Here is a 22,980-nt window from a genome sequence, read left to right as displayed (position 1 = left end):
ACATCACCTTTTAAAATCCAGGGATGTGCCATGATTGATTTACGCAGTGATACCGTTACCCGACCGGGCCGCGCCATGCTCGAGGCGATGATGACCGCCCCGGTCGGGGACGACGTATACGGCGATGACCCTACTGTTAACGCCCTTCAGCGCTACGCCGCCGACCTTTCCGGTAAAGAAGCGGCGCTTTTTTTACCCACCGGCACCCAGGCCAATCTGGTCGCGCTGCTTAGCCATTGTGAACGCGGCGAAGAGTATATCGTCGGTCAGGGCGCGCATAATTATCTCTATGAAGCTGGCGGCGCGGCGGTGCTCGGCAGCATTCAGCCGCAGCCCATCGACGCCGCCGCGGACGGTACGCTGCCGCTGGAGAACGTGGCGGCGAAGATTAAAGCGGATGACATCCACTTCGCGCGCACGCGCTTGCTCAGTCTGGAAAATACGCATAACGGGAAAGTGCTGCCGCGCGCGTATCTGAAAGACGCCTGGACATTTACCCGCGAACGTGGACTGGCGCTGCACGTTGACGGCGCCCGAATTTTTAACGCGGTGGTTGCCTACGGCTGTGAGTTAAAAGAGATTACGCAGTATTGCGACTCTTTTACCATCTGCCTGTCAAAAGGTCTCGGAACGCCGGTCGGTTCACTGCTGGTCGGCAACCGCGATTACATTAAACGCGCGACGCGCTGGCGTAAAATGGTCGGCGGCGGAATGCGTCAGGCCGGGATTCTGGCAGCGGCCGGACTGTATGCGCTGAAGCATAACGTGGCGCGTCTGCAAGAGGATCATGATAACGCCGCCTGGCTGGCGCAGCAGCTTCGGGAAGCGGGCGCGGAGGTCATACGCCACGAAACGAATATGCTGTTTGTTCGCGTTGGCGAAGCACAGGCCGCCGCGCTTGGCGACTATTTGCGGGAACGGAATATCCTGATTAACGCCGCGCCGATTGTGCGTCTGGTGACGCATCTGGATGTCTCTCGCGAACAGCTTACCGACGTCGTCGCCCACTGGCGCGCCTTTTTAGCCCGCTAAGGAGAGCAACGTGGCGCAACGCATTCTGGTTCTCGGCGCCAGCGGCTATATCGGCCAGCACCTGGTCTTTGCGCTAAGTCAGCAAGGGCATCAGGTGCGAGCGGCGGCGCGACGCATCGAACGTCTGGAAAAACAGCGCCTCGCCAACGTCAGTTGTCATAAGGTCGATCTGCACTGGCCGGAAAATTTACCCGCGCTGCTTCGCGACATTGATACCGTTTACTATCTGGTACACGGCATGGGCGAAGGCGGCGATTTTATCGCCCATGAGCGTCAGGCGGCGCTCAACGTGCGCGACGCGCTGCGCCAGACGCCGGTTAAACAACTTATTTTCCTCAGTTCACTGCAGGCACCGGCGCATGAGCAATCCGATCACCTGCGCGCCCGCCAGCTTACGGCTGACACGCTGCGCGACGCAGGCGTACCGGTGACGGAATTACGCGCCGGGATCATCGTCGGCGCAGGCTCCGCCGCCTTCGAAGTCATGCGCGACATGGTTTACAACCTGCCAATACTCACGCCGCCGCGCTGGGTGCGTTCGCGCACCACGCCCATCGCTCTGGAAAATTTACTCTACTACCTGGTCGGCTTACTGGACCACCCTGCTCGCGAGCATCGTATTCTGGAAGCCGCCGGGCCGCAGGTATTAAGTTATCAGCAGCAGTTTGAACGTTTTATGGCCGTCAGCGGTAAACGGCGTCCGCTGATCCCGGTGCCTTTTCCGACCCGCTGGATTTCGGTCTGGTTTTTAAACGTCATTACCTCCGTGCCGCCAACTACCGCAAAAGCGTTAATCCAGGGATTAAGGCACGATTTGCTGGCCGATGACGCCGCGTTAAAAAAGTTGATCCCCCAAACGCTTATCACCTTTGATGACGCCGTTCGCCGCACGCTGAAAGAAGAAGAAAAACTGGTGAACTCCAGCGACTGGGGCTACGACGCGCTGGCCTTCGCCCGCTGGCGTCCCGAATACGGCTATTTTCCAAAGCAGGCGGGCTTTACCGCGCAGACCCCGGCCAGCCTATCGGCGCTATGGCAGGTCGTAAATCGGCTGGGTGGCAAAGAGGGCTATTTTTTCGGCAATATTTTGTGGCAGACGCGCGCCGCGATGGACCGTCTGGTGGGGCATAAACTGGCGAAAGGCCGCCCGTCGCATACCTTGCTCAAGCCTGGCGATACGGTAGATAGCTGGAAAGTGATCATTGTCGAACCAGAAAAACAGCTCACGCTCTTGTTTGGCATGAAAGCGCCGGGTCTGGGGCGGCTTAGCTTCACGCTGCACGATAAAGGCCGCTACCGCGAAATTGACGTGCGCGCCTGGTGGCATCCACACGGAATGCCGGGCCTGATTTACTGGCTACTGATGATCCCGGCGCACCTGTTTATTTTCCGGGGAATGGCAAGGCGTATTGCCCGACTTGCAGAACAAATCACAGAAAAATGAGAAAAAGTTGCTGTATTCTTTCGTGTTTCCCATTGCATACCGACGTAATTCACGGAAGAATGCGCACGACGGTTTATTAAACACAGTGGATTGATATGAAGGTACTGGTTACCGGCGCCACCAGCGGCTTAGGTCGAAACGCGGTTGAATTTTTGCGCAATAAAGGCATCAGCGTCAGAGCGACGGGTCGCAATGAAGCGATGGGCAAGCTGCTTGAAAAAATGGGCGCGGAATTCGTCCATGCGGATTTAACCGAACTGGTCTCCTCGCAGGCTAAAGTGATGCTTGCCGGGATCGACACGTTGTGGCACTGCTCCAGCTTTACCTCGCCCTGGGGAACCCAACAGGCTTTCGATCTAGCGAATGTTCGCGCCACCCGCCGTCTGGGAGAATGGGCGGTCGCCTGGGGCGTGCGCAATTTTATTCATATCTCCTCTCCCTCGCTCTATTTTGATTACCACCATCACCGTGATATCAAAGAAGATTTCCGCCCGCATCGGTTTGCCAATGAGTTCGCCCGCAGTAAAGCCGCCGGCGAAGAGGTGATTAATCTGTTGGCGCAGGCCAATCCGCAAACACGTTTTACGGTGTTACGTCCGCAAAGCCTGTTTGGCCCGCACGATAAAGTATTTATCCCACGTCTGGCGCATATGATGCACCATTACGGTAGCGTCTTATTACCGCACGGGGGCAGCGCGCTGGTCGATATGACCTACTATGAAAATGCGATCCACGCCATGTGGCTGGCCAGCCAGCCGGGCTGCGATCATCTGCCTTCTGGCCGCGCTTATAACATCACTAACGGCGAAAACCGTACCTTACGCAGCATCGTACAAAAGTTAATTGATGAACTGACTATCGACTGCCGCATTCGCTCTGTGCCTTACCCGATGCTGGATATGATCGCCCGCAGTATGGAGCGCTTCGGCAAAAAATCCGCCAAAGAGCCCCCGCTAACGCATTACGGCGTGTCAAAACTGAATTTTGATTTTACGCTCGATACGACTCGCGCGCAGGACGAGCTGGGCTACCAGCCCATCGTCACGCTGGACGAAGGCATTGAGCGCACCGCCGCCTGGCTGCGCGATCACGGAAATTTACCGCGTTAATCCTGGCCGTACTTCTCCAGTAATGCTTCGGCAATCGCCTGCGTTTCGGCATCTGCGATACCGTTCCATTGCGCCGGACGGAAGTGCATCTGGAACGCCATAATCACCCGCTGCTGCTCGCGTGCCGTCATATCGGCTTTGACTTCATAGCCATAGCGCGAGAGTAACGCAAGCACCGTTGCGGTATCGACTGGCGTATACGGCGCGCGTCCAGCCAGATAAAACGCCACACGCTGGGCGTCAGGCCAGGCGCTAATCCCCTGCGCCGCCAGCTCGCGCCACGGGAAGCGCGGGCCGGGATCGTCTTTACGCTGCGGCGCGATATCCGCATGGGCCACCACATTCTGCGGTTTGATGTTATAGCGCGCGATAATATCCTTCGCTAACGGAATCAATGCCTGAATTTGCGCGGATTCAAACGGCGCGAAAGATTTCACCCCGCCGGACATTCGCCAACCACGATTTTCCAGCTCAATGCCAATAGACGTATCATTGAGACGCGTGGCGCCTCGCCAGAAACTGACGCCCGCATGCCAGGCCTGATCCTGTTCCGGCACCAGTTGCCAGATGCGCGGTTTACCGCCATATAATGGCGGGGTTGCGGGAATCAGGTAATGCGAACTGACGTTGCGACCCGTTAACGTCGCCAGCGAAACGTCAAAGTTTTCCGCCGTATAGTGAATCACCAGGACTTTAATGCGCGGATAGGCCGCCTGCGCCCGATGTCGGGTATCAAGCTGATATCCCTCTTTATCGATAATTCCTTTTTCGCTCGCGCAGCCTGTTAACAGCAACGCGAGACCCACCAGCCACAGTAGCGCTTTCATCGGCGCGTTTTCACCGCCGTTCCGCTGACGCTGACCATTAGCATACTGCCATCCTTGCCGACAGTTTCGTAATCAATATCGATGCCTACCACCGCATCGGCACCCAACGCTTTAGCCTGCTCGCCAAGTTCCTGAAAAGCGATTTCACGCGCTTTACGCAGCTCTTTCTCATACGCGCCGGAACGTCCGCCGACGATATCCCGAATGCCGGCGAAAAAATCGCGGAAAATATTGGCGCCTAAAATGGCTTCGCCCGTTACCACACCGCAATACTCCACGATGCTTTGTCCTTCCAGCGTTGGGGTTGTTGAAAACTGCATAGTGAATCTCCCGGGTTAGCTAAGCACACGATCTCAAACGCATTATCAAGCTGATACGCTATCATTGAAAGGACGTGGTTGTGTTTTTTTTAAAATCATACGAAAATCGTCCAAGAGCATATGATTTTCAGTAACTTAAAAAATCCCGATTTTAAAATCGTATGATCTTAAGCGATTTTCATACGTTCTTTTCTGCCCCAAAATACCCCAAAAATGTCATTTTTGCCCCACTGGTGCCCCAAACTTCTGCCTCATTTCAATGTTAACATTGTACGATTGACATCTTCCCTACTTTAAAAGTGTCTGAGTCCGGTTGAATACCAAACTCAAACACGATTAGCCTCCTGATACAAACTGTCTGACTACAGACCTGCTAATTCATAGCAGCAGTTACACAATTTCATGTCTCCTGAGTATACAGAATTGTCTGGAACATCATTTTCTTTATATCCGGGCTTTCCTGGAACAAACGGTGCATCACCGGTAGTAGGTGCATCAGTTCCAGGTAAAGGAGTGAGATAGATTTCTGAACCTGCACCGCTAACATCTGCCATTTCTGTAAATGTAATCTCTTTCATAAAATATCCTCTTTTTGTTGTTTAAGTGGTAATGACAGCAACCTTAATTAAGTATGAACTCAAAAACCACAAAATCCAGTGCGGATAACCCTATATTTGACAACATTCACATACAAATAGCTCGTTATATAAAAACACAATTAATTATAAAAAAATCACCGAATGATATCGGTCAATCACCTTACAACAATCAATAGTATTGCATGTCATTATTCATAAAAAACGAATAAATCGACAAGTTTTATCTACTTGTCAGTGATGTATTTGTCTCGTTATGTTAAAAAACAAGTATTACAAAGATAATACGTAAATCCAGATGTTCGATTTCATGCCCACCCTGTGGGCTTTTTTTGCATATATCACAACATTCTCCTTGCTAAATTCAGTTCGTCGAAAGGAGCTTTACTATGGTAAAAGATGAAAAGGCAGAATCCCTCGAAAAGGCATGTTTATACCACCGTGTAGCTTCACGCTGGCTTATTGTGTTAAATCAATGTACAAATCAATCAGATAAGTTATGGGTATCCAGACGTCGAAGTTTATGCCTGAGAAAAGCAAGGCAAAAACGAAAAAAATTGTTGTCAGTACTCAGTCGGTTTTATTTAAAAAAAACAAACATATCCCCGTAATCTATTATACTGCAACAATTCAACGTAGAGAGACTTACTTACCACAATATCATTTGATAGCTACAATAAGTTTTCAATCCTTAAACTACTGTGGTTTTAACTTTACCCCTCATCCAGGCAACTGCGGATGGGATTTTTTAACAATCCAGGTGGATTTAATGATGACGCAGGCAGACTGGATTATTCTTATTAGTACAGTAGTTATCATCATCTTTGGCATCATACTGTACACTGTCATATGCCATATATTTAAACGCTAAAAGGGCTGTCAAATGATCTATCCATATCGGTATCTCAGACCAGTCTACCCCCAGTTTTTTTAGAGTACGAACCATGGACAGATTTGCGCTTATTATGACTGGAGTTTGTTTTATTTTGGCACTAATTATTATCCTGCTCGTTATTGCTGATGAGCACATGGACAGGAGAGGCAAATAGCATCAGTATCTTCCCTGCCCGAACAGAAGAATAACCTTGCGTTCAATTTCGTCGGACAGCGTTGCGTGGTGTTTTACACTAACCGAAGGATGCAAAGTGCCATTGCAATCGCGTGGAGACGTCAGCTCGAAGCTATCGGTAGGGACTTTAACGATCTTTTTGGTGGAATCATTTTTACGGTTGGCCCCAATATCTCAAATTAGCCGGGAAATTTCTGTACAGTGTCGACAGCCACACGTCATAAATAATGGTCAACTGCTGGTTCGATTCTTTAACGAGTTGATGAAATGATTAATCATCATTTAATTACTGTACTAACTTTTTGATAAGAATTACCTCAAAAAGACTCTTCTGTGCTACTCGTCACATAAACAGAAATAACGGTAATCATATGTTTGACCAGACATCTACTTAACTGCAGAATACTGTATATGCATCCACCACTGGATATGCATACACACCCATTCATTAAGGAAGGAAAGAGTATGACTGTAGAAAAATCCGTGGTTTTTAAAGCTGAAGGTGAGCATTTTACTGATCAAAAAGGCAACACTATTGTCGGTAGCGGCTCTGGGGGAACAACCAAATATTTTCGAATTCCAGCAATGTGTACAACCTCAAAAGGTACCATTGTTGTATTTGCTGATGCGCGCCATAACACTGCCAGCGATCAGTCCTTTATTGACACAGCGGCGGCCCGTAGCACAGATGGAGGGAAAACCTGGAATAAAAAAATTGCGATTTATAATGACCGTGTCAACAGTAAACTTTCCCGCGTCATGGATCCCACATGCATCGTGGCGAATATTCAGGGAAGAGAAACAATCTTAGTCATGGTTGGCAAATGGAATAATAATGATAAAACATGGGGCGCATACAGAGATAAGGCTCCAGACACTGACTGGGATTTGGTTTTATATAAATCAACCGATGATGGCGTTACCTTTTCAAAGGTGGAAACGAACATCCATGATATAGTAACTAAAAATGGAACGATATCTGCAATGCTTGGCGGTGTTGGATCTGGTCTTCAGCTAAATGACGGTAAACTGGTTTTCCCGGTACAAATGGTTCGCACTAAAAATATCACCACAGTTCTGAATACATCATTCATATACTCCACTGATGGAATAACATGGTCATTGCCATCAGGATACTGTGAGGGTTTTGGTTCAGAAAATAACATCATAGAATTTAATGCCTCTTTGGTTAATAACATCAGAAACTCTGGCCTCCGCCGTTCTTTTGAAACAAAAGATTTTGGAAAAACATGGACTGAGTTTCCTCCGATGGACAAGAAGGTTGACAACAGGAATCATGGAGTACAAGGTTCAACAATTACTATTCCATCAGGCAATAAACTTGTCGCGGCTCACTCATCCGCGCAGAACAAGAATAATGACTATACCAGAAGTGATATATCTCTCTACGCTCACAATTTATACTCCGGGGAAGTAAAGTTAATTGATGATTTTTATCCGAAAGTCGGTAATGCCAGTGGGGCGGGTTACTCTTGTCTTTCATATCGTAAAAATGTAGATAAAGAAACACTGTATGTTGTCTATGAAGCCAATGGAAGTATTGAGTTCCAGGACCTTAGCCGTCATTTACCAGTAATAAAATCATACAATTAAACATCAAAAAATAGCCATTGCTGCTATATAACATATAGCAGCAGTCTCTACTACATAGCTATATTTTTTATCAGACTGGTTGTTCCGGCCAATCAGGATTTGAGGTATCAACCCGGTTTACCAGTACCCTGTATTTTTTCCATTCGTCGAGCTGCGCTTTTTCATCATCTGTTGCAATTCCAAGATCAACCGCATCCTGAAGCGGCGCAATTTTCCCCGATGCCATTTGCAAAAGACGGCTTTTGGTTCCTTCAGCTTCACGAAGTCTGGCTGCAACCTCCGCACCTTCATCATTCACCCAGGCCTTAGCCTTACTATCCCATTTTTTGTATCCACCACCTGGTGAAACTGATGTGACATTTTCGGGCAACGGGCCGGGTTCGGAGATATACATCTGATTACCGGTTGTTGTGTCGTATACCGTTTCTCCGCGATGGTCTTCTTTCAGGTTCCACGTCTGGGTTTCAGCGTCAAATACAGCAATATGACTGGAGGGAATATCAGGAGGGGCTATATCAGTACAGTTTGCCGGTAATCCAGTGTGCGGCGGGATATACGCATCACCTGCCCCAATAAATTCGTTTGTATCTGAACGCAGATTGAAAATTTTAATAGTCTGCGCTTTGCTGCTCATTTTAAAAGGCATTATGCCAGCCTCACTATGTAGTTAAATGCAATGTTTTTAACCGTGGTTTCCGCATTACCATCTGCGTCCACAATAACGACGTGTCCGTGTGGGCCGATATACATGGTGTGCTCGTGTCCTCCGATATAAACTGTATGCGCATGGTCGCCAGCGGCCTGTGTCCACGCACCACCTCCAGGCTGAAATGAGGTGTGATTTGAGTCTCCCCAGTATGAATTGATATAACCGCCAAACTCATGTGTATGGCCGCCCGTTGTATTGGTCGATTTCGTGCCGTAATCAAATGATGAGGTGGTTTTTGTCCCTAAGTCGGTATCCTGTGCCCGCGCCGTGTGCGAGTGCGATTTGTTGCCGTCCATTTCCTGTGACAACACTGCGCGACCGCTGGCGGGTTTACCTTTGATTGTCCAGCCTCGCATGTCAGGAATAACGCCGGACGGATACGCTATAGCCAGTAACGGGTAAGCAGATTTATCAAACGATTGCCCCTGCATCAGAGCGTAACCTGCCGGAGTAGCATCAGATGGCCATGCAATCGCCGCCCCTACTGGATGCGAATCCGGAGGTGGGTTTAGTGTGGTGTAGAGCATTGCCCATTCGGACCACTCAGCGTCGGCGGTATCACGATGGCTGCGAATATATGCGGGCGCTGGCGCACCGTTTGCCCCGCTCCAGCCAATGAGGATTTCCCCATCACCGGTTCCGGTCAGACGTAAAATATTTCCGTATTGCGTCGGATAGCCATTGTTGTAGACCTCGCCCATTATCAGGCCGCTATCACTGCCTCTTGTCGTACCAGTCAGTGCCGGAAGTGCGCCGCGTGACACCAGTCTGTTTGCCGCAACAGCTGTACCACCAGCGGGCAAAGCACCGGCAGCCTTGTCAATTGTGTTCCTTAAACCAATGTATTCGATAAGACCGTCAACGCTTTTTCCTGACAGCGCCGTCAGTGTATCGTCCAGCGGCTGCTTGCCCGCCAGTTTATTCAGTACCGTGGTAGCAAAATTAGGATCGTTACCCAGCGCGTCAGCCAGTTCTTTCAGCGTGTCCAGCGCTTCCGGCGCAGAACCAACCAACTGTGCCACTTTCGCAGCCACAAACGCTGCCGTGGCAATTTCAATACCTGCAGCTGTGGTTTCCGGCGTTGGTGCCGTTGGCGTACCGGTCAGCGCCGGACTGTCCAGCGGGGCTTTGGTCTGTACCTCACCCATAACGGTTTTTACCGCTTTTGGTGTGGACGCCAGCGCTTCGCTGTCACTGTCCGTGGCGCTGCTCAACTGAACGATGCCTTTTTTCGTCAGGCTGGCATCTTCCAGGGAAATCACGTCCGCAATATCTTCGGCCCGTTTCGCGGCCTCTTCGGCTCTGGTTGCCGATTCTCCGGCAGCAGCTCTGCTTTGCGCTGCCAGTGATGCGCTGGTATCAGATGCGGCGGCGTGGGTGGATGCCTCCGATGCTGATGACGAGGCGGCTGTTGCGCTGGCCGCTGCTGTACTTGCTGACGTTGCTGCGTTTGTCTCAGATGTTTTTGCTTCGGCTGCCGATGCGGCTGCCGCCTTTTCCGACGCTGCCGCCGCAGTGGCTGACGCACCTGCATCACCGGCACTGGAAGCCGCCTGCGTTTCTGACGTCTTCGCGGCGGTTTCGGATGCTCCGGCGCGCTCTGCTGATGTCTGCGCCGCCGTCGCGCTGGCGGCTGCGGCAGCAGCTGAATCTCCGGCGGCAGTACGGGAGGCATCTGCATTCGCTTCAGATGTTTTCGCTGCGGCCTCCGATGCGGCTGCCGCCGTTCTGGCTGTGTCAGCCGACGCCGCGCTGGCTGATGCCTCCCCGGCTTTTGTGGTCGCCGTACCTGCGCTGCTCTCCGCAGACGCTGCGGATGAGGCCGCCTGTGTGGCTGATGCGTCTGCCGCTCCGGCTGCACTAGCTGCTGCCGTGGCGCTTTCCGCCGCCTGACCTGCTGATGTCTGCGCCTGTTCAGATGCCTGCCCTGCGGCGGTGGCATTCCGCGATGCCTCCGATGCCTGGCGGGCAACTTCTTCCACCATCGCCTCAAAACGCCGAAGAGCCTCCGGGCGGACGTCGTCTTCCGTCATGGCCCCCAGAAAATCATTCAGGGTTCCCGGTTTTGAATCAACGTAGACCGTAATAACTCCGGCAGGTGAAGGGGGATACCCTTCCACCAGGAGTGTGACAGTGTACTGCCCCTGCTCCACATCCATGCTGTAACGCCCGGCTTCATCCGGATTTTCCGATGCCACCGTATTCACGACCACCGCCGTACTGGTCCGGCAGGCCTTCAGCTGAATGGTGCAGTTCTGTACCGGCATTCCCGTACCATCTTTCAGTACGCCGGAAATAAGTACTGGCATATTGCCTCCATAAAAAAAGCCGCTTTACGCGGCTCTTAATGATTTAACTGATACGAATCCCTGCAGTGGATTTTTTAACAACCATCAGAATCAGATCGCTTATTCTGGAATTCGGCCATCCTGTGCTGTTCCCCCTGGTACTGACACTAAATGTCAGTGTGACAATGCCGCCTCCGGCGGGCATATCCAGCGTGGCGCCGTATGACTCAGGAACGCTGCTGCTCGTTCCGCTGTAAATCAGCGCGCCATTGCGGCGCACTTCCAGCGTACACGTATCCCACGTATCATTGCGTCCGTAATAACTCCCCTGAAAATTGATGGGGGGGATAATAATCTGGCGGTCAAATGACTGGTCGTCATCTATCTGAACGGTCAGTGTGCCACTGGCGTAACGCTTTGCTCCGGTGGCTGGCTCCCTGAAATACGGGAACTCTTTACCCACCGCTTTGACTATATCGCCGAGGATACGTTCGGCCCGCAACGTCCCCTGAATCGTGCAGTCCTCAGCAATAACGACGTTATTCAGCGCCCCCGAAATAGCATTAATATGCCCACTGATGTCCGCATTTTTCGCAGTAAGACGACCGTCCGGCGTCAGGGAAAACGCAGGAGGATTCCCGCCACTGGTGATGGTCGGCGCGCTCAGGTATTTCAGGAATGCCTCGTTCATGAATATCTGATCACCCTGCATGACGAATCCGGGCGTCTGGTTTCCGTTTTGCGGGTTAATGAATGCAATGCGGTCCGCTGCTACCAGAAACTGGCTTATCTTCCCGTCCGGCGTATCCTCCATGCTCAGGCCCAGACCAGCCACATAATGCCTGCCGTCCTCGGTTTGCTCTATTTTGACGCCCCACATGGCATTCCACTTACCGTTCGCGTCCTGCCACTCCTTCGAAAACTGCTGCAGTTTGCTGGCGTTATCCTCCGTCAGATCTACTTTTTCCAGCAGCTCCTTACCCAGGTGACTTTCAGTTATCTGCCCTTTGAAAAAATCCAGATAGCCTGCGGCATCGTTGCTGGCCTGCCCGGTCGCCTCCACGAATGCGGATTTACCGACCCGATTTACCGCCCGGATATAAAAATAGTAATCCCTGCCGGGCCTGATATTCACGCTGGCCGCTATCCAGTACAGCGCTGTTCCCAGATATCGTGCGGCGTTTTCCACCTGATGGATATCCGTAATCTGCGCGTCTGAAAACCAGAACTCATACTGCACCGTCGGGTCGTATACCGCCTGACGCGGTGTGGCTGTAATCTGGAAATAGCCAGGGGTGAGTTCGATAAATGATGGTGCCGCCGGCGCGGAGATGCTGAACTGTGTGCTGGCCGGGTCTCCCTGTTGTCCCTGGCTGTTCACCGCCCTGACGGACAGGGTGTAGCGCCCCGGCGTCAGGTTGCGGAAGGTATGCTCCGTTTCGGTCAGGGTCAGGCTGCTGGCCAGGCGGTCGCTGTCATCTTCCGCTTTCACTGTCAGGCGCAGGGAGAAGTTAACCCCCTTCACCACGCGCGGGGTATCCCAGCGCGCCCGCGCCTGATACTGTCCCTCTTCTGCCAGAATCTCCGTAGTGAGATGCTGCACGGCGGGCGGTGTATTCGTGATGCTGGTTCCGGGCAACGGGTCAAACTTCGCTCCGTTGTCCACGATGCTCTCTTTCTCCGGGACATGCTGCACAGCGGTGATGGCATACGTTCCGTCATCGTTTTCCCGTATAGCCACGCAGCGAAACAGGCGCTGGCGCAGGTCCGGTAATTTCAGCCCCCACACGCTGTACGCCGCCACGCCATCGGGTAACTGGCTGACGGTAACGCGGTCCGGGGCGGGGTGCGCGGTGACCGCGACGGTAACAGGCTGGCCATTACTGCCCACCAGGTTCAGCACCACATTGCCGCCTGCCGGTATATCCACCTCACGATCCAGCGTAAGCGTACGGGAAAGGCTGTCGACTGACAGGACGCGTCCGCCAACGGTCACGCCGGCATAATCACTGTCACAGACCTCGATGATATCGCCGGGAACGTGACGCAGCCCTTCTGCCCCCACGGAAAAATCCACCGTCTGCGTTTCCAGTAATTCGGTGGTGATGGCCCACAGTCCTGCGCGGTGCGCCTGCCCACGACTGGTACAGGCGAACGCATCCATTTTAAGGACGTTGCGCCCGTAGCGCCGGATGGCAGCGTCATTTTCCACCAGTTCGGTGGAGGTTTCCCAGCCGTTGTTCGGGTCGGTGTAGCGGACCTCGGCGGCATTATGGCGCTCTTTCAGCGCGCTGAAGCTGTAGACGAATGGCGCTCCATCAGCGGGCATCACCACATTGCTCTGCGTGTAGGTCCAGACTTTATCGCTGGGCCGGTCCTGCACAAACGTCAGGGTACTGCCGTTCCACACTGGCATGCAGCGCATCAGGGAACAGAAATCCCCCAGCACGTCCCACGCTTTACGCTGGTCCGTCAGATACGCATTGCAGGTGATGCGCGGCTCTGTCCCGCCGAAGCCGTCCGGAACGGGCTGATCACAGTATTGCGCAATGGCATACAGCGCCCACTTGTCCACATCGGCAACACCAATGCGGTTTCCCATGCCATAGCGCGGGTGAGTCAGCATATCCAGCACACACCAGGCCGGATTATCTGTCCAGGCAGGTTTAAACGTCCCGTCCCATATTCCCGTATATGTCCGTTTTACCGGATCGTAATTCGACGGGACCGGCACAATACGCCCGCGCAGAAGGTAGTTTCGCGTGACCTGCTGGCTGCCAAACTGTTCCGCATCCACTTTTACCCCGATAACAGCGGTGTTCGGGTAGCACTGTTTCACATCAATGATTTCGGTATAGCCCGACCACACCGTTTTGTTCTGCAGCAGGTCTGACGTACTGTCATCAGTGATGCGCATCATGCGGACTTCAAACGGCCGGGGCGGCAAATCATCGATCACCACGGACGCCAGAAACTGCGTGGTCGTTTTACCCGTAATGGTAATATCCCGTTCCACCTGCCACTGGCCATCACGGCGAAACTGGATCAGCATCTGTACACTGGTCGGGTTGCGGTCGCCTTTGGTACTGGTACTGACCAGCGACTGCACACCAAAGGTAAAGCGCAGGCGGTCCACCGTTTTGGTGGTAATGGTGCGGGTCACCGGCTCTGACTTTTTGACCTCCACACCCAGCAGGGTTTCAGCGCCGGAATCTTCAAACCCCTCCATCGCAGACTGCTCATCCTCGCCCACGCGGTAAACCACGGTGACACCGTGAACCATCGCGTTACCGTCACTGTCGAGGACCGGGGTTTTGTTTATTCTGACACTTTTCAGCCCGTCCACCGGGCCTTCGATCGGCCCCTCGCAAATGGCATCAACAACGGTCAGCATCTGACTGGATTTCAGGTCGTCAGGAGCCTCATGCGGCGTCTTACTGCTGCCACCACCCTTACCCATAATCTGTTCCCTCTGAAACGACAAAACCGCCCAGAGGCGGTTTGTCATCAATAGATATTAGCAATAACAACAATCGAATTAATTTGACTTTAATGTCTTTACTATCAACCTGATAAAAACCACAACCACAACAATGGAGTTAAGATGAACAAAAAGTTAATGACACTTGCTGTATTTTTATTCAGTAGTGCAGCCTCAGCAGCAAGTACCGACGCAACGGTTAACCTTGTAAATGCCAATGGCACAGGTCAAAAGATCGGCAATATTACAATTACCGAAACAGAATATGGCTTGTTATTCACCCCACATTTGTCCTCACTTCCAGCCGGTATTCATGGGTTTCATATCCACGAGAACGGAAGCTGTGATGCTGGCATGAAGGACGGTAAACCTGTCGCAGCACTTGCTGCCGGAGGGCACCTTGACCCTCAGCACACAAATAAACATCTCGGTCCGTATAATCCTGAAGGTCATCTCGGTGATCTTCCGGCGCTGTATGTAAATCAGGCAGGTAACGCTGATTATCCGGTTCTGGCCCCACGCCTCAAATCAATCAGTCAGGTCAAAGGCCATGCCATCATGATCCATACCGGCGGTGACAACCATGAAGATCATCCCAACCCGCTTGGGGGCGGTGGTGCACGAATCGCCTGTGGCGTTATAAAATAAAATTCACTCTGTGAGGCACTGTTCCACGGGCCGTCCATGACCGGCGGCTCGTTTTATCGACCGATGATCACCACCTGCCCGCCGCCACCTTCATCCCGGGTGCTGATTTCCTGTGAAATGGTGCGGGAGCCAACCAGCATTTCGCCGTACAGCACGGGCAGGGCATTACCCTGGGCCACCATGTTGTCCAGCGACGAAAACCAGGTGTTCTGTTTGCCATTGTCGGTCTGCCGGGACGAGGGAATTTTTGCCTGCGGCGTCAGCATCTGCGCCACACCACCCAGCATCATGGCCGCCCCCATAGAAAACAGGACCGAGGATGCCGAAATAGCACCGGCAGATAACGCCGCCCCCCAGGCAGCCATTGAAGCGCCGGCCGTAAAAAATGACGCGCCTATTGCCACGGCACCCAGCACTACCTGGAACAGACCACCTTTTCCAGCCCCTGCAATACGCGGGACAATATGAATAATGGCCCCGTCCGGCAGCGGCTCATGCAGACGGGCTGACACGCTGGTTTCATCCACATCCTGACCGGCGATGCGTATCTGATACCAGCCCTCGTTCATTTTCTGCCGGAAGCCCGGTATCTGCACGGCCAGCGCGTAAATAGCCTCGGCCCCCGTTTTTATACTGAAGCTAAAGCGGCGGCCAAATCGTTGTAAATCCCCGTGAAGGCAGACTCGTGCCATGCCCGGTGTCGCCATATCGAGTGTGTGCGGCGTTGCCATTTGTCGGTATACCTCTCGCGTTTACTGAGCTGATCAGGAATATGGTGCAGCAGTTCGCCGTTGCCACAGTAAATCGCGGCATGATTGGCAACCGATGAACCAAAACAACAAATCAGAATGTCTCCGGACTGTGCCTCTTCACCACTCACCCGGTAAAAACCTGTCGCCTCCAGATTATCCAGATACAGGTTCTCGCCGTTTTTCCACCAGTCCTCTCCCCGCGAAAAATCCGGCATCTCAATACCGGCCAGATGGTACGCATCACGGAACAGGGTGTAACAGTCCGTCACACCGTGCTCAAATACCCGCCCGGTGAGGAACGGCACGCAGCGAAATGTGTATATCCGGTCATGGCAGACCAGCCACCACGGCAGGCCACTTTGCACCTGCAGGCGGCGATCGACGTCGCTGAGAAACGGCAGACCATCAGGATGGCTGTGTACCAGGGCCACCACGTCACCTGCCGCCTGCGCGCGCAAATAATCTTCCGGCGCCATCCGGAAATACATCGTCGGTTCAGCGGAAAGATTCTGGCAGGGAAAATACCGTTCCCCTGCAGACGTGTTCACCACATAGCCGCACGATTCTGCCGGTGCACACGCTGCGGCATGCACCAGGATAGTCTTTTCCATACTGTTCTCCGTCAGGAAAGGCGGTTTATAGAGAGGAAGCAGCCGATGCGCGGCAGGTTATCACGCAGCTCGCAGCCGGTACGGCATTTGCTGCATGCGTCCTTCGACGGATCTGCTGTGGGCTTGTCAAACTCATCCGCCACGGGTGGCCCGGCATAACCGCACTCATCAGAGCGGTAGGTCCAGTTGCAGACATCGGCCAGCATGGTCCGCCCCGGAAACACGCTGCCGTCCGTTTCGGTCGGCGTGGCCAGCACGAAGGTCGCCGTGGTTTTTTTCAGTTCCGACAGCTGTTCAATCACCCAGCGGCTGACCACTTCCTGTTCCGGATCGGCCTCCGGGTTGCCACCTGTAAAATTCACCGCATCAAGAAAACGGGCATACACCACACGCCTGACCACTGTGCCCCCGACCAGGCTCTGCACATCTTCCGCAAGTCCCGTGACCATACCAAACAGGTTCGACACCGCCAGCGTTGGTCGTGCAGATGTCCCTTTCCCTGACAGCTCAAAGCCGGTTCCCTGTATCGGGTAAGCGTCATACTTACGCCCCTGCCAGGTAACCGGATCGCCCTTCTCATTCAGTTCGTTTGAAAAATAGTAACGCTGGCCACCAATGGCCGTCAGGTCGATTTCCCACAAATCAATGCGGGCCGACTGCTCGGTTTTCGTGGTTTGGCTCAGCGTATCCTGTGGAATGTCCCGCATGACCTCTCCCGTAAAAAAAAACCACGTGCATAGCAAGTGGCATTGATTACGCCCCAAAGGAGCTTACAAAAAACCCTCGCATCGGAGGGTTTACATAGTACGGAAAAATTAATATTAAATTGCAATAATAATCAGAAACTATACCCCACACCCAATACCCATGTGCCCGCGTTAACTTTCGAGTCATAAGCGGAAAATCGACTGTATTCATAGGAAGCGTTAATAGCGATATTTTCAACAGGATTGATCTGAACACCTGCACCGTATGCAAAGCCGGTCTTCTTTCCAGAGTTATCACGCTTATCGTCAATATGACCATGCCCCAGGCCTGCCATTACATAAGCATTCAGATATTCATTAAATCGATAGGAAGGCCCCACAAGAAAAGACGAGTAATCCATATCACCGGCCTTGCCTCCAGAGTAGGATTGAATGTCTGCAGTTGTGAATGTGAAAGATCCCATACCACCAAAACCACTGTTCAGGTCTTCCGCGTTATATTTCAGATTCAGCCCTCTCGCATTACCGGACAACGCGCCACCAAGATCGGTATACGCATAACCCAGCGATACTGTATTTTTTACCCCAGCAGCCTGAGCCAAACCACCTGTTACTGATACTATCAACACTGCAATGAGAACCTGCTTCATGAAAACTCCTTTTTAAAATACTTAAAAAGCACATTTTGTGCAGACTGATAGATTCCTTTACAGCCCTATGGTTCCTCAATAAAACTAAACCGATACTAAACGGAGAATACTTAACATATTGATATCCTAAACGACAACCTGTTCAAACGTGGTCGTGTAAGTCACCCACATCGCCCCGACGCTGACCGACCATTTCCGGCTCACCACCCGGATTTGCGTCCAGGTATACGGTGGCGTCCAAAGGAAAGACTTCACCGCGCCATGCCGGGAGAGGAAAGCATCCAGCCGCTGATGCTCGCCTTTGCGCACTTTTATGGTCACATTGTATTTCGCCAGGTTGCTATTGAGGCCTGCCGGGCGACGCTGCTCATATCCGTCCCCCATCTTCACAGCAATGACCTGCGGTTCGGCCTCCATTGTCATATCCGGGCGTATTTTCCAGTGAAATGTCTCCATCAGCTGTAAGCTCCACTTAAACGACCGCCATCGCGGCCCTGCTGTGCGATAAAGTCCGCCGCCGCTTTCCGGCCCAGGTCATAAACCACTTTCAGTGCGCCGGGACCAATCTGCCCGTTACCGGCATCATTGTTGATCGCGATATGGTACTGCGGCGCAAACATCGCCATTCCCCCCATACCGGCGGCAACCACCCCCAGCTTTCCGTCAGCACCGCGCTTAAGCGGGAGGATCGCTTCCGGCCCTGCCTCCCCCATCACGCCGGCCCCTTTTGCAAACGCAAAGAAGGTCGGTGTGTTCACCACGCTACCGCTGTACCGACTCAGGCTGGCAGACTGGTAAACGCCCCCGTCAGCATTCGCCGTTACACCAAACCCCAGCGCATTTCCCACACCTTTCACGGCCTGCATCATTGCCATCTGCGCCATAATTTTTGCCAGGTCAGAAAGAAGAGAGGCAGTAAAGGATTTGAAACTCAGCTTACCGGTGGTAACGAATGTCGCCAGGCCGTTCCCCATGCTGCTGAAGGCAGACGAAAACAGTTGTTCAGCCACACCCGCCGCATTGCCAGCATCCGCGGTGTAATTCTGAAATGCCCGGGTGGCTCCGTTCTTCCAGTTGCCCTGCTCAACGGACAACTGCTGCCAGTAACGGCGGTTTTCATTCAACTGCACGTTCAGGCTGTCGCGGAGTTTTTGCTCTGCCTCGCTGTACTCTGCCGATCCGTAGGTCCCTTTTTGCCGGCTGTCCCGTTCAAGTTGTTCCTGCTGCTGCGCAAATTTCTGGCGAAGGGTAAGTTGCTCCTGATAACGTTGCTTCTGCACATCCCCCATCCCGGCAGTCGCCAGGTCAAGATCGTGCCGCTGACGCTGCGACTGTTCTTCCAGTTTTAACTGACTTTCCAGCTGAACCGCCTTTTTCTTCAGGTCATTTAGCGCACTCTGACGCTGCAGCTCCTGCTGCTTCAAATCGAGCAATGTCAGTGCCTGAACAAGTTCAGTCTTATGAGCCAGAACACTCTTCTCATCCGCCGTCAGCTTTTTACCGGACAGGTCGCTGATGCGCTGCTGAAGAGCCAGTAACTGTTTGTGCGCTTCCGTCATCCTGTCGGTATTCAAACCAGATGACTGTTTCGCTGCTGCAATTTGCCCCTCCACCTGCGCCTGCTGCTGGCTGTACCGAAGCAGGAGACGACTGGCCTCATCGTTACGGGTGGCGGCGGTTTTTGGGGGGGTCGGGTCTTTGAAACGTTTTTCTATCCCCGTCCGGGCGGATGAAATATCCTTCTCGGTCCAGAGGGCGGTCACCCCGTCTTTTGCGTCCCGGCGGTTTTTTGCAATAAGCTGGTTCAGTTCCTGTTCCGCCTGCGCACGTTTTTCCGCCTGCGAGGTACCGTTTTTGACTAGTTGGTTAAATTCCTGCTGGCTGCGTATCGCCTGCGCCTGTTGATCCGTACGCTGCTTTTCCATTGCTGCAGCCAGTCCCTCCTGCGCATACGCTTTATCCGCCTCATCATAAGCCGCTTTTTTCAGGGCGAGACTCTGGCGGGCATTCCTCAGGCGTTCAGCATCCGCCTTCTGCAGGGGATTACTGCCACTGTAGTCCGGATCCACCTTCAGATTACGAGACAGAACCTGATACTCTTTTTCCGCCGCCTGCCACTGTGCAAACATATCCTGGCGTTTCATGGCGGTGTCAGGACTGCGCCCGACGCCCAGCATGGCATCCCACGCACCGACAGCCGCATTTCTCACCCAGTTCCAGGCCTTTTCCAGCGAGCCGAGATTATCCTGTACGGCGCCTGTCCGCTGCATAACGGCGTCAGAGTATGCCTGTATGGCCAGCGCCGCCGCCAGCTGCGAATCTCCCACCGCCTGCGCGGCAGAAATCTGCTGGTACTGCGTGGCAGTCAGGAAATGCAGGGAGTCATTCAGCGCCACCACGGCATTTACCGGGTCATCTTTCAGTTTTTTAAACTGGCTGATGGTTTCGCTGATGTCCTGCCCGGTCGCCTGTTTCAGACGGGCAGCGGCATTCGCCACCCGGGAAAGGTCAGTACTGCCGAACGCGCCGCTGCCCACCACCTGCGCCAGTATCCCGGCAGCATCATGCTGTGTGATGCCGTTCCCGGCAATACTCCGGGCCATCTGCTGCAACTGCCCGGCAGTTTTCCCGGCATAATTCCCGGTCAGGATCAGCTGTTTGTTAAACTCTTCCCCTTCCTTCGTTCCCGAATACCAGGCTTTTCCCAGACCATAGACAGCAGCGGCAATCGCCGTGACAGTGCCACCCACTGCCAGTCCTTTGGGCGACATCAGCGTTTCAAGCCACCCGGCGCGGTTGGCGAGGGTGATGCCGCTCCCCCGCAATGCACCAAAGTTTCCCCGGGCAAGCTCACCGAAAAGTACACCAATTTCTCTGCGTGCTGCTGCGCTTTTCAGTCCCAATGAGCGAGTCACCGTTCCTGCGTTTTCCATCTGGCGGATATAAATATCCGCCGCACTGCTCACGCCCAGCTGCGCGGCTTTCACCCGCAATATTTCGGTGGACGAGAGTCGCTGGCTGGTTACCTGCTCTTTGAGACGCTGGATAAACCGGACTTTTTGTTTAGTGGCGGCGGCCTCCGCATCCGTCAGGGTCCGGGTTTTTGCTGCCACCTCTGAAGTCAGCGCCAGATAATCCTGCTGCGCAATACCACCGCTGTTTCTCGCCTGGCGGATTTGCGTCTGGATACGCTGCAGCTGCTGCAGGCCATTCTCCAGCGATTTGACGCTGTCGATCTGACGGTAAAATGCCGCACTCGCCTGGTCCTGGGCTGCTGCTACCGCGGCGGCCTGAGCACGCTCTTCCTGCATTTTCTGACTCAGTGCGGCAACATGACGCTGCGTCATATCGACACGCTGAGCCACCTGGTCATATCCCTGCGCCGCCATGACCATCGCCTGTTTCTGGCGCGTGCCGGCATCAGACGCAGCGATGCTCCCGTCCACATATGCCCGCCCCTGACTTTTCAGGGTCTCAATAAGATTTTTTTGCCGCTGCGTGACGAGGTCGGTTTTACCCGAGACTTCATCCAGCAGTTTTTTAACGCGGGGCACTTCATTTTTAAAGTCTGCGGCATCGACACTTAAATCAATGACCAGGTTCGCTATCTGGTCCATAACGGACACCTCCGGTTATACCCTCACCCAGGCGCATCAGTTCTTCATCAGTTTTCTCCGGAGCAGATTCAGATGCACTTAACAGACGAAAATCGTCCGCATCCTGCGCTTCACCTGTCACCAGCCCGGTCACCAGCGCTTTCAGCGTCGCAAACTCCGCATCGAGCAGGGCATCGCTGAAACTGAAGCGGACGAAGTGATCCGCCCACTCGCCCAGCTCTGACGCGGTCATTTCTGACAGCATCCGCCGCCAGTCCGGACGGCGGAACTCCCGCGCCAGTTGCATCACAAATGCCAGCTCCCGGGTCAGGGCTTTTCCGGTGTCAGCGCGTCCTGCTCAGAAGTATCGTCATCCTCACTGGCATCATCCGCAACAGGAACAACCATCCCGCTGAGCATCAGGACCTTATCCGCTGCCAGTCCCAGCGCGTCAAAAGACCACTGCGCACGGACCGCGTCATATAAATGACGGGCGTCGTCTTCCTTTTTGCTTTCGCACAGCGAGCGGGACACCAGCCAGGCATTGATATCCACACCCATTTGCATAAACGCGGCCTGCCGCTCCTGTTCCGTCAGCGTCTCCGGCAGGGCGTCATATTCCGCGGTGCGGCTCTGGATAAACATCAGGTAATCCACCCGCTGCAGGGCAGACAATTCACTGAGCACGGCGGAATGACCACCGTATGTAAAGGTATCGGTTTTCAGAAACATGATTTTTCCCGCAAAGCCCCGGAGCCGGGGCAGGAATAAGAAAATTAAGGGGCAGTGACCGTGACCGGAGCCACAGCGACCAGGCTGCCGTCCGTGGTGATACCAACGACAGTCACGCTGCCCGCTTTCACCCCTTTCACGGTGGCCACATTGTCCTTTTGCGTGACGGTGGCAAGCGTGGTATCGGATGATGCGATACGCAGGGATTTGTCCGTGGCATCATCCGGTTTGAGGGTAAAAGTCAGCGTGGTGGTGGCCCCGACAGCCACCGACGCATTTAACGGCGCCACGGTCACCCCGGAAACACTGATCACGGACGGCGCATCTTCTTCAGCCAGGAAGGGACGCCCGACACCACTGATTTTCACAGTGCGCGTCATCACTTCTTTGGCGGTAATGGTTTTACCGAGTGAACTCAGCCAGCCGCGAAAGATATCGACGGTACCATTGGGGTATTTGATGCGAAAGGCACGGACCTCGCCGGAGTCAAACAGATCCACCAGCGTCTTCTGTCCGGTTTCACCCGGTTTCCAGGCCAGTGTTGCCGTGGTATCACCGACACTTTTCTGCCCCTGCGTGGTACTTTTCCAGTCAGCATCTTCATCATCAAGATAATCATCATCTTCCGCATCGGCAGTCATTTCACCCGGCTGCAGATCTTTAATACCTGCCAGGCGAAGCCAGTCGTCATCAGCCAGCGGGTTGTGAAACGCGTCGCCACGTCCGGTGTACAGCCAGAACGTGGTCCCGGCGCCTTTGGTTTTTATCAGTGGGTTGGGTACGCCCATAACAGTA

19 protein-coding genes and 18 other annotated features are annotated in these 22,980 nt (G+C 53.4%); of the genes, 6 read left to right on the top strand and 13 right to left on the bottom strand.

Features of this window, described 5'->3' with window-relative positions; translation table 11 throughout:
- Nucleotides 1–18 precede the first annotated feature (18 nt).
- Nucleotides 19–24: a ribosome-binding site (putative RBS for ltaA; RegulonDB:STMS1H001225), on the top strand.
- The 3 genes from ltaA (at nucleotide 19) to STM0932 (ending at nucleotide 3,585) form a co-directional block, all read left to right on the top strand.
- Nucleotides 19–1,032 (top strand): L-allo-threonine aldolase gene (gene ltaA / locus STM0934; RefSeq protein NP_459911.1). Within the gene, nucleotides 31–1,032 belong to an annotated coding region; the region does not span the whole gene. It overlaps the preceding feature by 6 nt.
- Nucleotides 1,031–1,036: a ribosome-binding site (putative RBS for ybjT; RegulonDB:STMS1H001224), on the top strand. (Overlaps the previous gene by 2 nt.)
- Nucleotides 1,031–2,476, top strand: a protein-coding gene (ybjT, locus tag STM0933) for a putative nucleoside-diphosphate-sugar epimerase (protein NP_459910.1). Within the gene, nucleotides 1,043–2,476 belong to an annotated coding region; the region does not span the whole gene. It overlaps the preceding feature by 6 nt. The genes ltaA and ybjT overlap by 2 nt, the downstream gene beginning before the upstream one ends.
- A gap of 85 nt (nucleotides 2,477–2,561) precedes the next feature.
- Nucleotides 2,562–2,567, top strand: a ribosome-binding site (putative RBS for STM0932; RegulonDB:STMS1H001223).
- The gene (locus STM0932) for a putative nucleoside-diphosphate-sugar epimerase (protein ID NP_459909.1) occupies nucleotides 2,562–3,585 on the top strand. Within the gene, nucleotides 2,572–3,585 belong to an annotated coding region; the region does not span the whole gene. (Overlaps the previous feature by 6 nt.)
- Here the strand turns inward: STM0932 and ybjR are convergent.
- Together ybjR and STM0930 are read right to left on the bottom strand one after the other, a co-directional pair.
- The gene (gene ybjR / locus STM0931) for a putative aminidase (protein NP_459908.1) occupies nucleotides 3,582–4,429 on the bottom strand. Within the gene, nucleotides 3,582–4,412 belong to an annotated coding region; the region does not span the whole gene. The two genes, STM0932 and ybjR, sit on opposite strands and share 4 nt — an antisense overlap.
- The gene (locus STM0930; protein ID NP_459907.1) for a putative cytoplasmic protein occupies nucleotides 4,409–4,746 on the bottom strand. Within the gene, nucleotides 4,409–4,732 belong to an annotated coding region; the region does not span the whole gene. The genes ybjR and STM0930 overlap by 21 nt, the downstream gene beginning before the upstream one ends.
- Nucleotides 4,424–4,429: a ribosome-binding site (putative RBS for ybjR; RegulonDB:STMS1H001222), on the bottom strand. It overlaps the preceding gene by 6 nt.
- Nucleotides 4,741–4,746: a ribosome-binding site (putative RBS for orf; RegulonDB:STMS1H001221), on the bottom strand. (Lies within the gene STM0930.)
- A gap of 1,077 nt (nucleotides 4,747–5,823) precedes the next feature.
- Nucleotides 5,824–5,829 (top strand) — a ribosome-binding site (putative RBS for STM0929; RegulonDB:STMS1H001220).
- On the opposite strand from STM0930, the gene STM0929 reads away from it, so the two are divergent.
- Both STM0929 and nanH read left to right on the top strand, forming a co-directional pair.
- Nucleotides 5,824–6,199, top strand: a protein-coding gene (locus STM0929) for a putative inner membrane protein (RefSeq protein ID NP_447365.1). Within the gene, nucleotides 5,828–6,199 belong to an annotated coding region; the region does not span the whole gene. (Overlaps the previous feature by 6 nt.)
- A 569-nt stretch (nucleotides 6,200–6,768) precedes the next feature.
- Nucleotides 6,769–6,774 (top strand) — a ribosome-binding site (putative RBS for nanH; RegulonDB:STMS1H001219).
- Nucleotides 6,769–8,011, top strand: a protein-coding gene (gene nanH, locus STM0928) for a sialidase (protein ID NP_459905.1). Within the gene, nucleotides 6,773–8,011 belong to an annotated coding region; the region does not span the whole gene. Its footprint overlaps the feature before it by 6 nt.
- A 70-nt stretch (nucleotides 8,012–8,081) precedes the next feature.
- Here the strand turns inward: nanH and STM0927 are convergent.
- The 3 genes from STM0927 to STM0925 all read right to left on the bottom strand — a co-directional run bounded on the left by STM0927 (nucleotide 8,082) and on the right by STM0925 (nucleotide 14,519).
- Nucleotides 8,082–8,662 (bottom strand): putative Fels-1 prophage tail assembly protein gene (locus STM0927; protein NP_459904.1). Within the gene, nucleotides 8,082–8,657 belong to an annotated coding region; the region does not span the whole gene.
- Nucleotides 8,657–8,662 (bottom strand) — a ribosome-binding site (putative RBS for STM0927; RegulonDB:STMS1H001218). Its footprint overlaps the gene before it by 6 nt.
- Nucleotides 8,657–11,035, bottom strand: a protein-coding gene (locus STM0926; protein NP_459903.1) for a putative Fels-1 prophage minor tail protein. Within the gene, nucleotides 8,657–11,029 belong to an annotated coding region; the region does not span the whole gene. Before STM0926 ends, STM0927 begins: the two co-directional genes overlap by 6 nt.
- Nucleotides 11,030–11,035 (bottom strand) — a ribosome-binding site (putative RBS for STM0926; RegulonDB:STMS1H001217). It overlaps the preceding gene by 6 nt.
- 37 nt (nucleotides 11,036–11,072) lie before the next feature.
- Nucleotides 11,073–14,519, bottom strand: a complete 3,447-nt coding sequence (locus STM0925; protein ID NP_459902.3) for a putative Fels-1 prophage host specificity protein — start codon at nucleotides 14,517–14,519, stop codon at nucleotides 11,073–11,075.
- An 87-nt stretch (nucleotides 14,520–14,606) separates the two neighbouring features.
- Nucleotides 14,607–14,612 (top strand) — a ribosome-binding site (putative RBS for STM0924; RegulonDB:STMS1H001216).
- On the opposite strand from STM0925, the gene STM0924 reads away from it, so the two are divergent.
- The gene (locus STM0924; protein ID NP_459901.1) for a putative Fels-1 prophage Cu/Zn superoxide dismutase occupies nucleotides 14,607–15,137 on the top strand. Within the gene, nucleotides 14,613–15,137 belong to an annotated coding region; the region does not span the whole gene. (Overlaps the previous feature by 6 nt.)
- A 53-nt stretch (nucleotides 15,138–15,190) precedes the next feature.
- Here the strand turns inward: STM0924 and STM0923 are convergent.
- The 8 genes from STM0923 to STM0916 form a co-directional block, all read right to left on the bottom strand.
- The gene (locus STM0923) for a putative Fels-1 prophage tail assembly protein (RefSeq protein ID NP_459900.1) occupies nucleotides 15,191–15,874 on the bottom strand. Within the gene, nucleotides 15,191–15,868 belong to an annotated coding region; the region does not span the whole gene.
- Nucleotides 15,766–16,506 (bottom strand): putative Fels-1 prophage tail assembly protein gene (locus STM0922; RefSeq protein ID NP_459899.1). Within the gene, nucleotides 15,766–16,500 belong to an annotated coding region; the region does not span the whole gene. The genes STM0923 and STM0922 overlap by 109 nt, the downstream gene beginning before the upstream one ends.
- Nucleotides 15,869–15,874, bottom strand: a ribosome-binding site (putative RBS for STM0923; RegulonDB:STMS1H001215). Its footprint overlaps the gene before it by 6 nt.
- Nucleotides 16,501–16,506 (bottom strand) — a ribosome-binding site (putative RBS for STM0922; RegulonDB:STMS1H001214). It lies within the gene STM0922.
- Nucleotides 16,507–16,511: 5 nt before the next feature.
- Nucleotides 16,512–17,213 (bottom strand): putative Fels-1 prophage minor tail protein gene (locus STM0921; RefSeq protein ID NP_459898.1). Within the gene, nucleotides 16,512–17,207 belong to an annotated coding region; the region does not span the whole gene.
- Nucleotides 17,208–17,213 (bottom strand) — a ribosome-binding site (putative RBS for STM0921; RegulonDB:STMS1H001213). Its footprint overlaps the gene before it by 6 nt.
- Nucleotides 17,214–17,338: 125 nt before the next feature.
- Nucleotides 17,339–17,864 (bottom strand): Fels-1 prophage attachment and invasion protein gene (locus STM0920; protein NP_459897.1). Within the gene, nucleotides 17,339–17,857 belong to an annotated coding region; the region does not span the whole gene.
- Nucleotides 17,859–17,864: a ribosome-binding site (putative RBS for STM0920; RegulonDB:STMS1H001212), on the bottom strand. Its footprint overlaps the gene before it by 6 nt.
- 119 nt (nucleotides 17,865–17,983) lie before the next feature.
- Nucleotides 17,984–18,320, bottom strand: a protein-coding gene (locus STM0919; RefSeq protein NP_459896.1) for a putative Fels-1 prophage minor tail protein. Within the gene, nucleotides 17,984–18,313 belong to an annotated coding region; the region does not span the whole gene.
- The gene (locus tag STM0918) for a putative Fels-1 prophage minor tail protein (RefSeq protein ID NP_459895.1) occupies nucleotides 18,313–21,481 on the bottom strand. Within the gene, nucleotides 18,313–21,474 belong to an annotated coding region; the region does not span the whole gene. The genes STM0919 and STM0918 overlap by 8 nt, the downstream gene beginning before the upstream one ends.
- Nucleotides 18,315–18,320: a ribosome-binding site (putative RBS for STM0919; RegulonDB:STMS1H001211), on the bottom strand. (Overlaps the previous gene by 6 nt.)
- Nucleotides 21,446–21,768 (bottom strand): putative Fels-1 prophage minor tail protein gene (locus tag STM0917; RefSeq protein ID NP_459894.1). Within the gene, nucleotides 21,446–21,763 belong to an annotated coding region; the region does not span the whole gene. The genes STM0918 and STM0917 overlap by 36 nt, the downstream gene beginning before the upstream one ends.
- Nucleotides 21,476–21,481, bottom strand: a ribosome-binding site (putative RBS for STM0918; RegulonDB:STMS1H001210). Its footprint overlaps the gene before it by 6 nt.
- Nucleotides 21,763–21,768, bottom strand: a ribosome-binding site (putative RBS for STM0917; RegulonDB:STMS1H001209). Its footprint lies within the gene STM0917.
- A gap of 461 nt (nucleotides 21,769–22,229) precedes the next feature.
- Nucleotides 22,230–22,980 (bottom strand): putative Fels-1 prophage major tail protein gene (locus STM0916; RefSeq protein ID NP_459893.1). Within the gene, nucleotides 22,230–22,973 belong to an annotated coding region; the region does not span the whole gene.
- Nucleotides 22,975–22,980: a ribosome-binding site (putative RBS for STM0916; RegulonDB:STMS1H001208), on the bottom strand. Its footprint overlaps the gene before it by 6 nt.

This window comes from Salmonella enterica subsp. enterica serovar Typhimurium str. LT2 (genome assembly GCF_000006945.2).
Taxonomy (GTDB): Bacteria; Pseudomonadota; Gammaproteobacteria; order Enterobacterales; family Enterobacteriaceae; genus Salmonella; species Salmonella enterica.
Note: the sequence above shows the minus strand (reverse complement) of the source record. Positions and strands in the feature narration are given on the sequence as shown.

Bases quoted from the DNA above. Each gene is read 5' to 3' on its own strand.
- ltaA (NP_459911.1), top strand. From the start codon at position 31: ATGATTGATTTACGCAGTGATACCGTTACCCGACCGGGCCGCGCCATG.
- STM0932 (NP_459909.1), top strand. From the start codon at position 2,572: ATGAAGGTACTGGTTACCGGCGCCACCAGCGGCTTAGGTCGAAACGCG.
- ybjR (NP_459908.1), bottom strand. From the start codon at position 4,412: ATGAAAGCGCTACTGTGGCTGGTGGGTCTCGCGTTGCTGTTAACAGGC.
- STM0930 (NP_459907.1), bottom strand. From the start codon at position 4,732: ATGCAGTTTTCAACAACCCCAACGCTGGAAGGACAAAGCATCGTGGAG.
- STM0929 (NP_447365.1), top strand. From the start codon at position 5,828: ATGGGTATCCAGACGTCGAAGTTTATGCCTGAGAAAAGCAAGGCAAAA.
- STM0927 (NP_459904.1), bottom strand. From the start codon at position 8,657: ATGCCTTTTAAAATGAGCAGCAAAGCGCAGACTATTAAAATTTTCAAT.
- STM0926 (NP_459903.1), bottom strand. From the start codon at position 11,029: ATGCCAGTACTTATTTCCGGCGTACTGAAAGATGGTACGGGAATGCCG.
- STM0924 (NP_459901.1), top strand. From the start codon at position 14,613: ATGAACAAAAAGTTAATGACACTTGCTGTATTTTTATTCAGTAGTGCA.
- STM0923 (NP_459900.1), bottom strand. From the start codon at position 15,868: ATGGCAACGCCGCACACACTCGATATGGCGACACCGGGCATGGCACGA.
- STM0922 (NP_459899.1), bottom strand. From the start codon at position 16,500: ATGGAAAAGACTATCCTGGTGCATGCCGCAGCGTGTGCACCGGCAGAA.
- STM0921 (NP_459898.1), bottom strand. From the start codon at position 17,207: ATGCGGGACATTCCACAGGATACGCTGAGCCAAACCACGAAAACCGAG.
- STM0920 (NP_459897.1), bottom strand. From the start codon at position 17,857: ATGAAGCAGGTTCTCATTGCAGTGTTGATAGTATCAGTAACAGGTGGT.
- STM0919 (NP_459896.1), bottom strand. From the start codon at position 18,313: ATGGAGACATTTCACTGGAAAATACGCCCGGATATGACAATGGAGGCC.
- STM0918 (NP_459895.1), bottom strand. From the start codon at position 21,474: ATGGACCAGATAGCGAACCTGGTCATTGATTTAAGTGTCGATGCCGCA.
- STM0916 (NP_459893.1), bottom strand. From the start codon at position 22,973: ATGGGCGTACCCAACCCACTGATAAAAACCAAAGGCGCCGGGACCACG.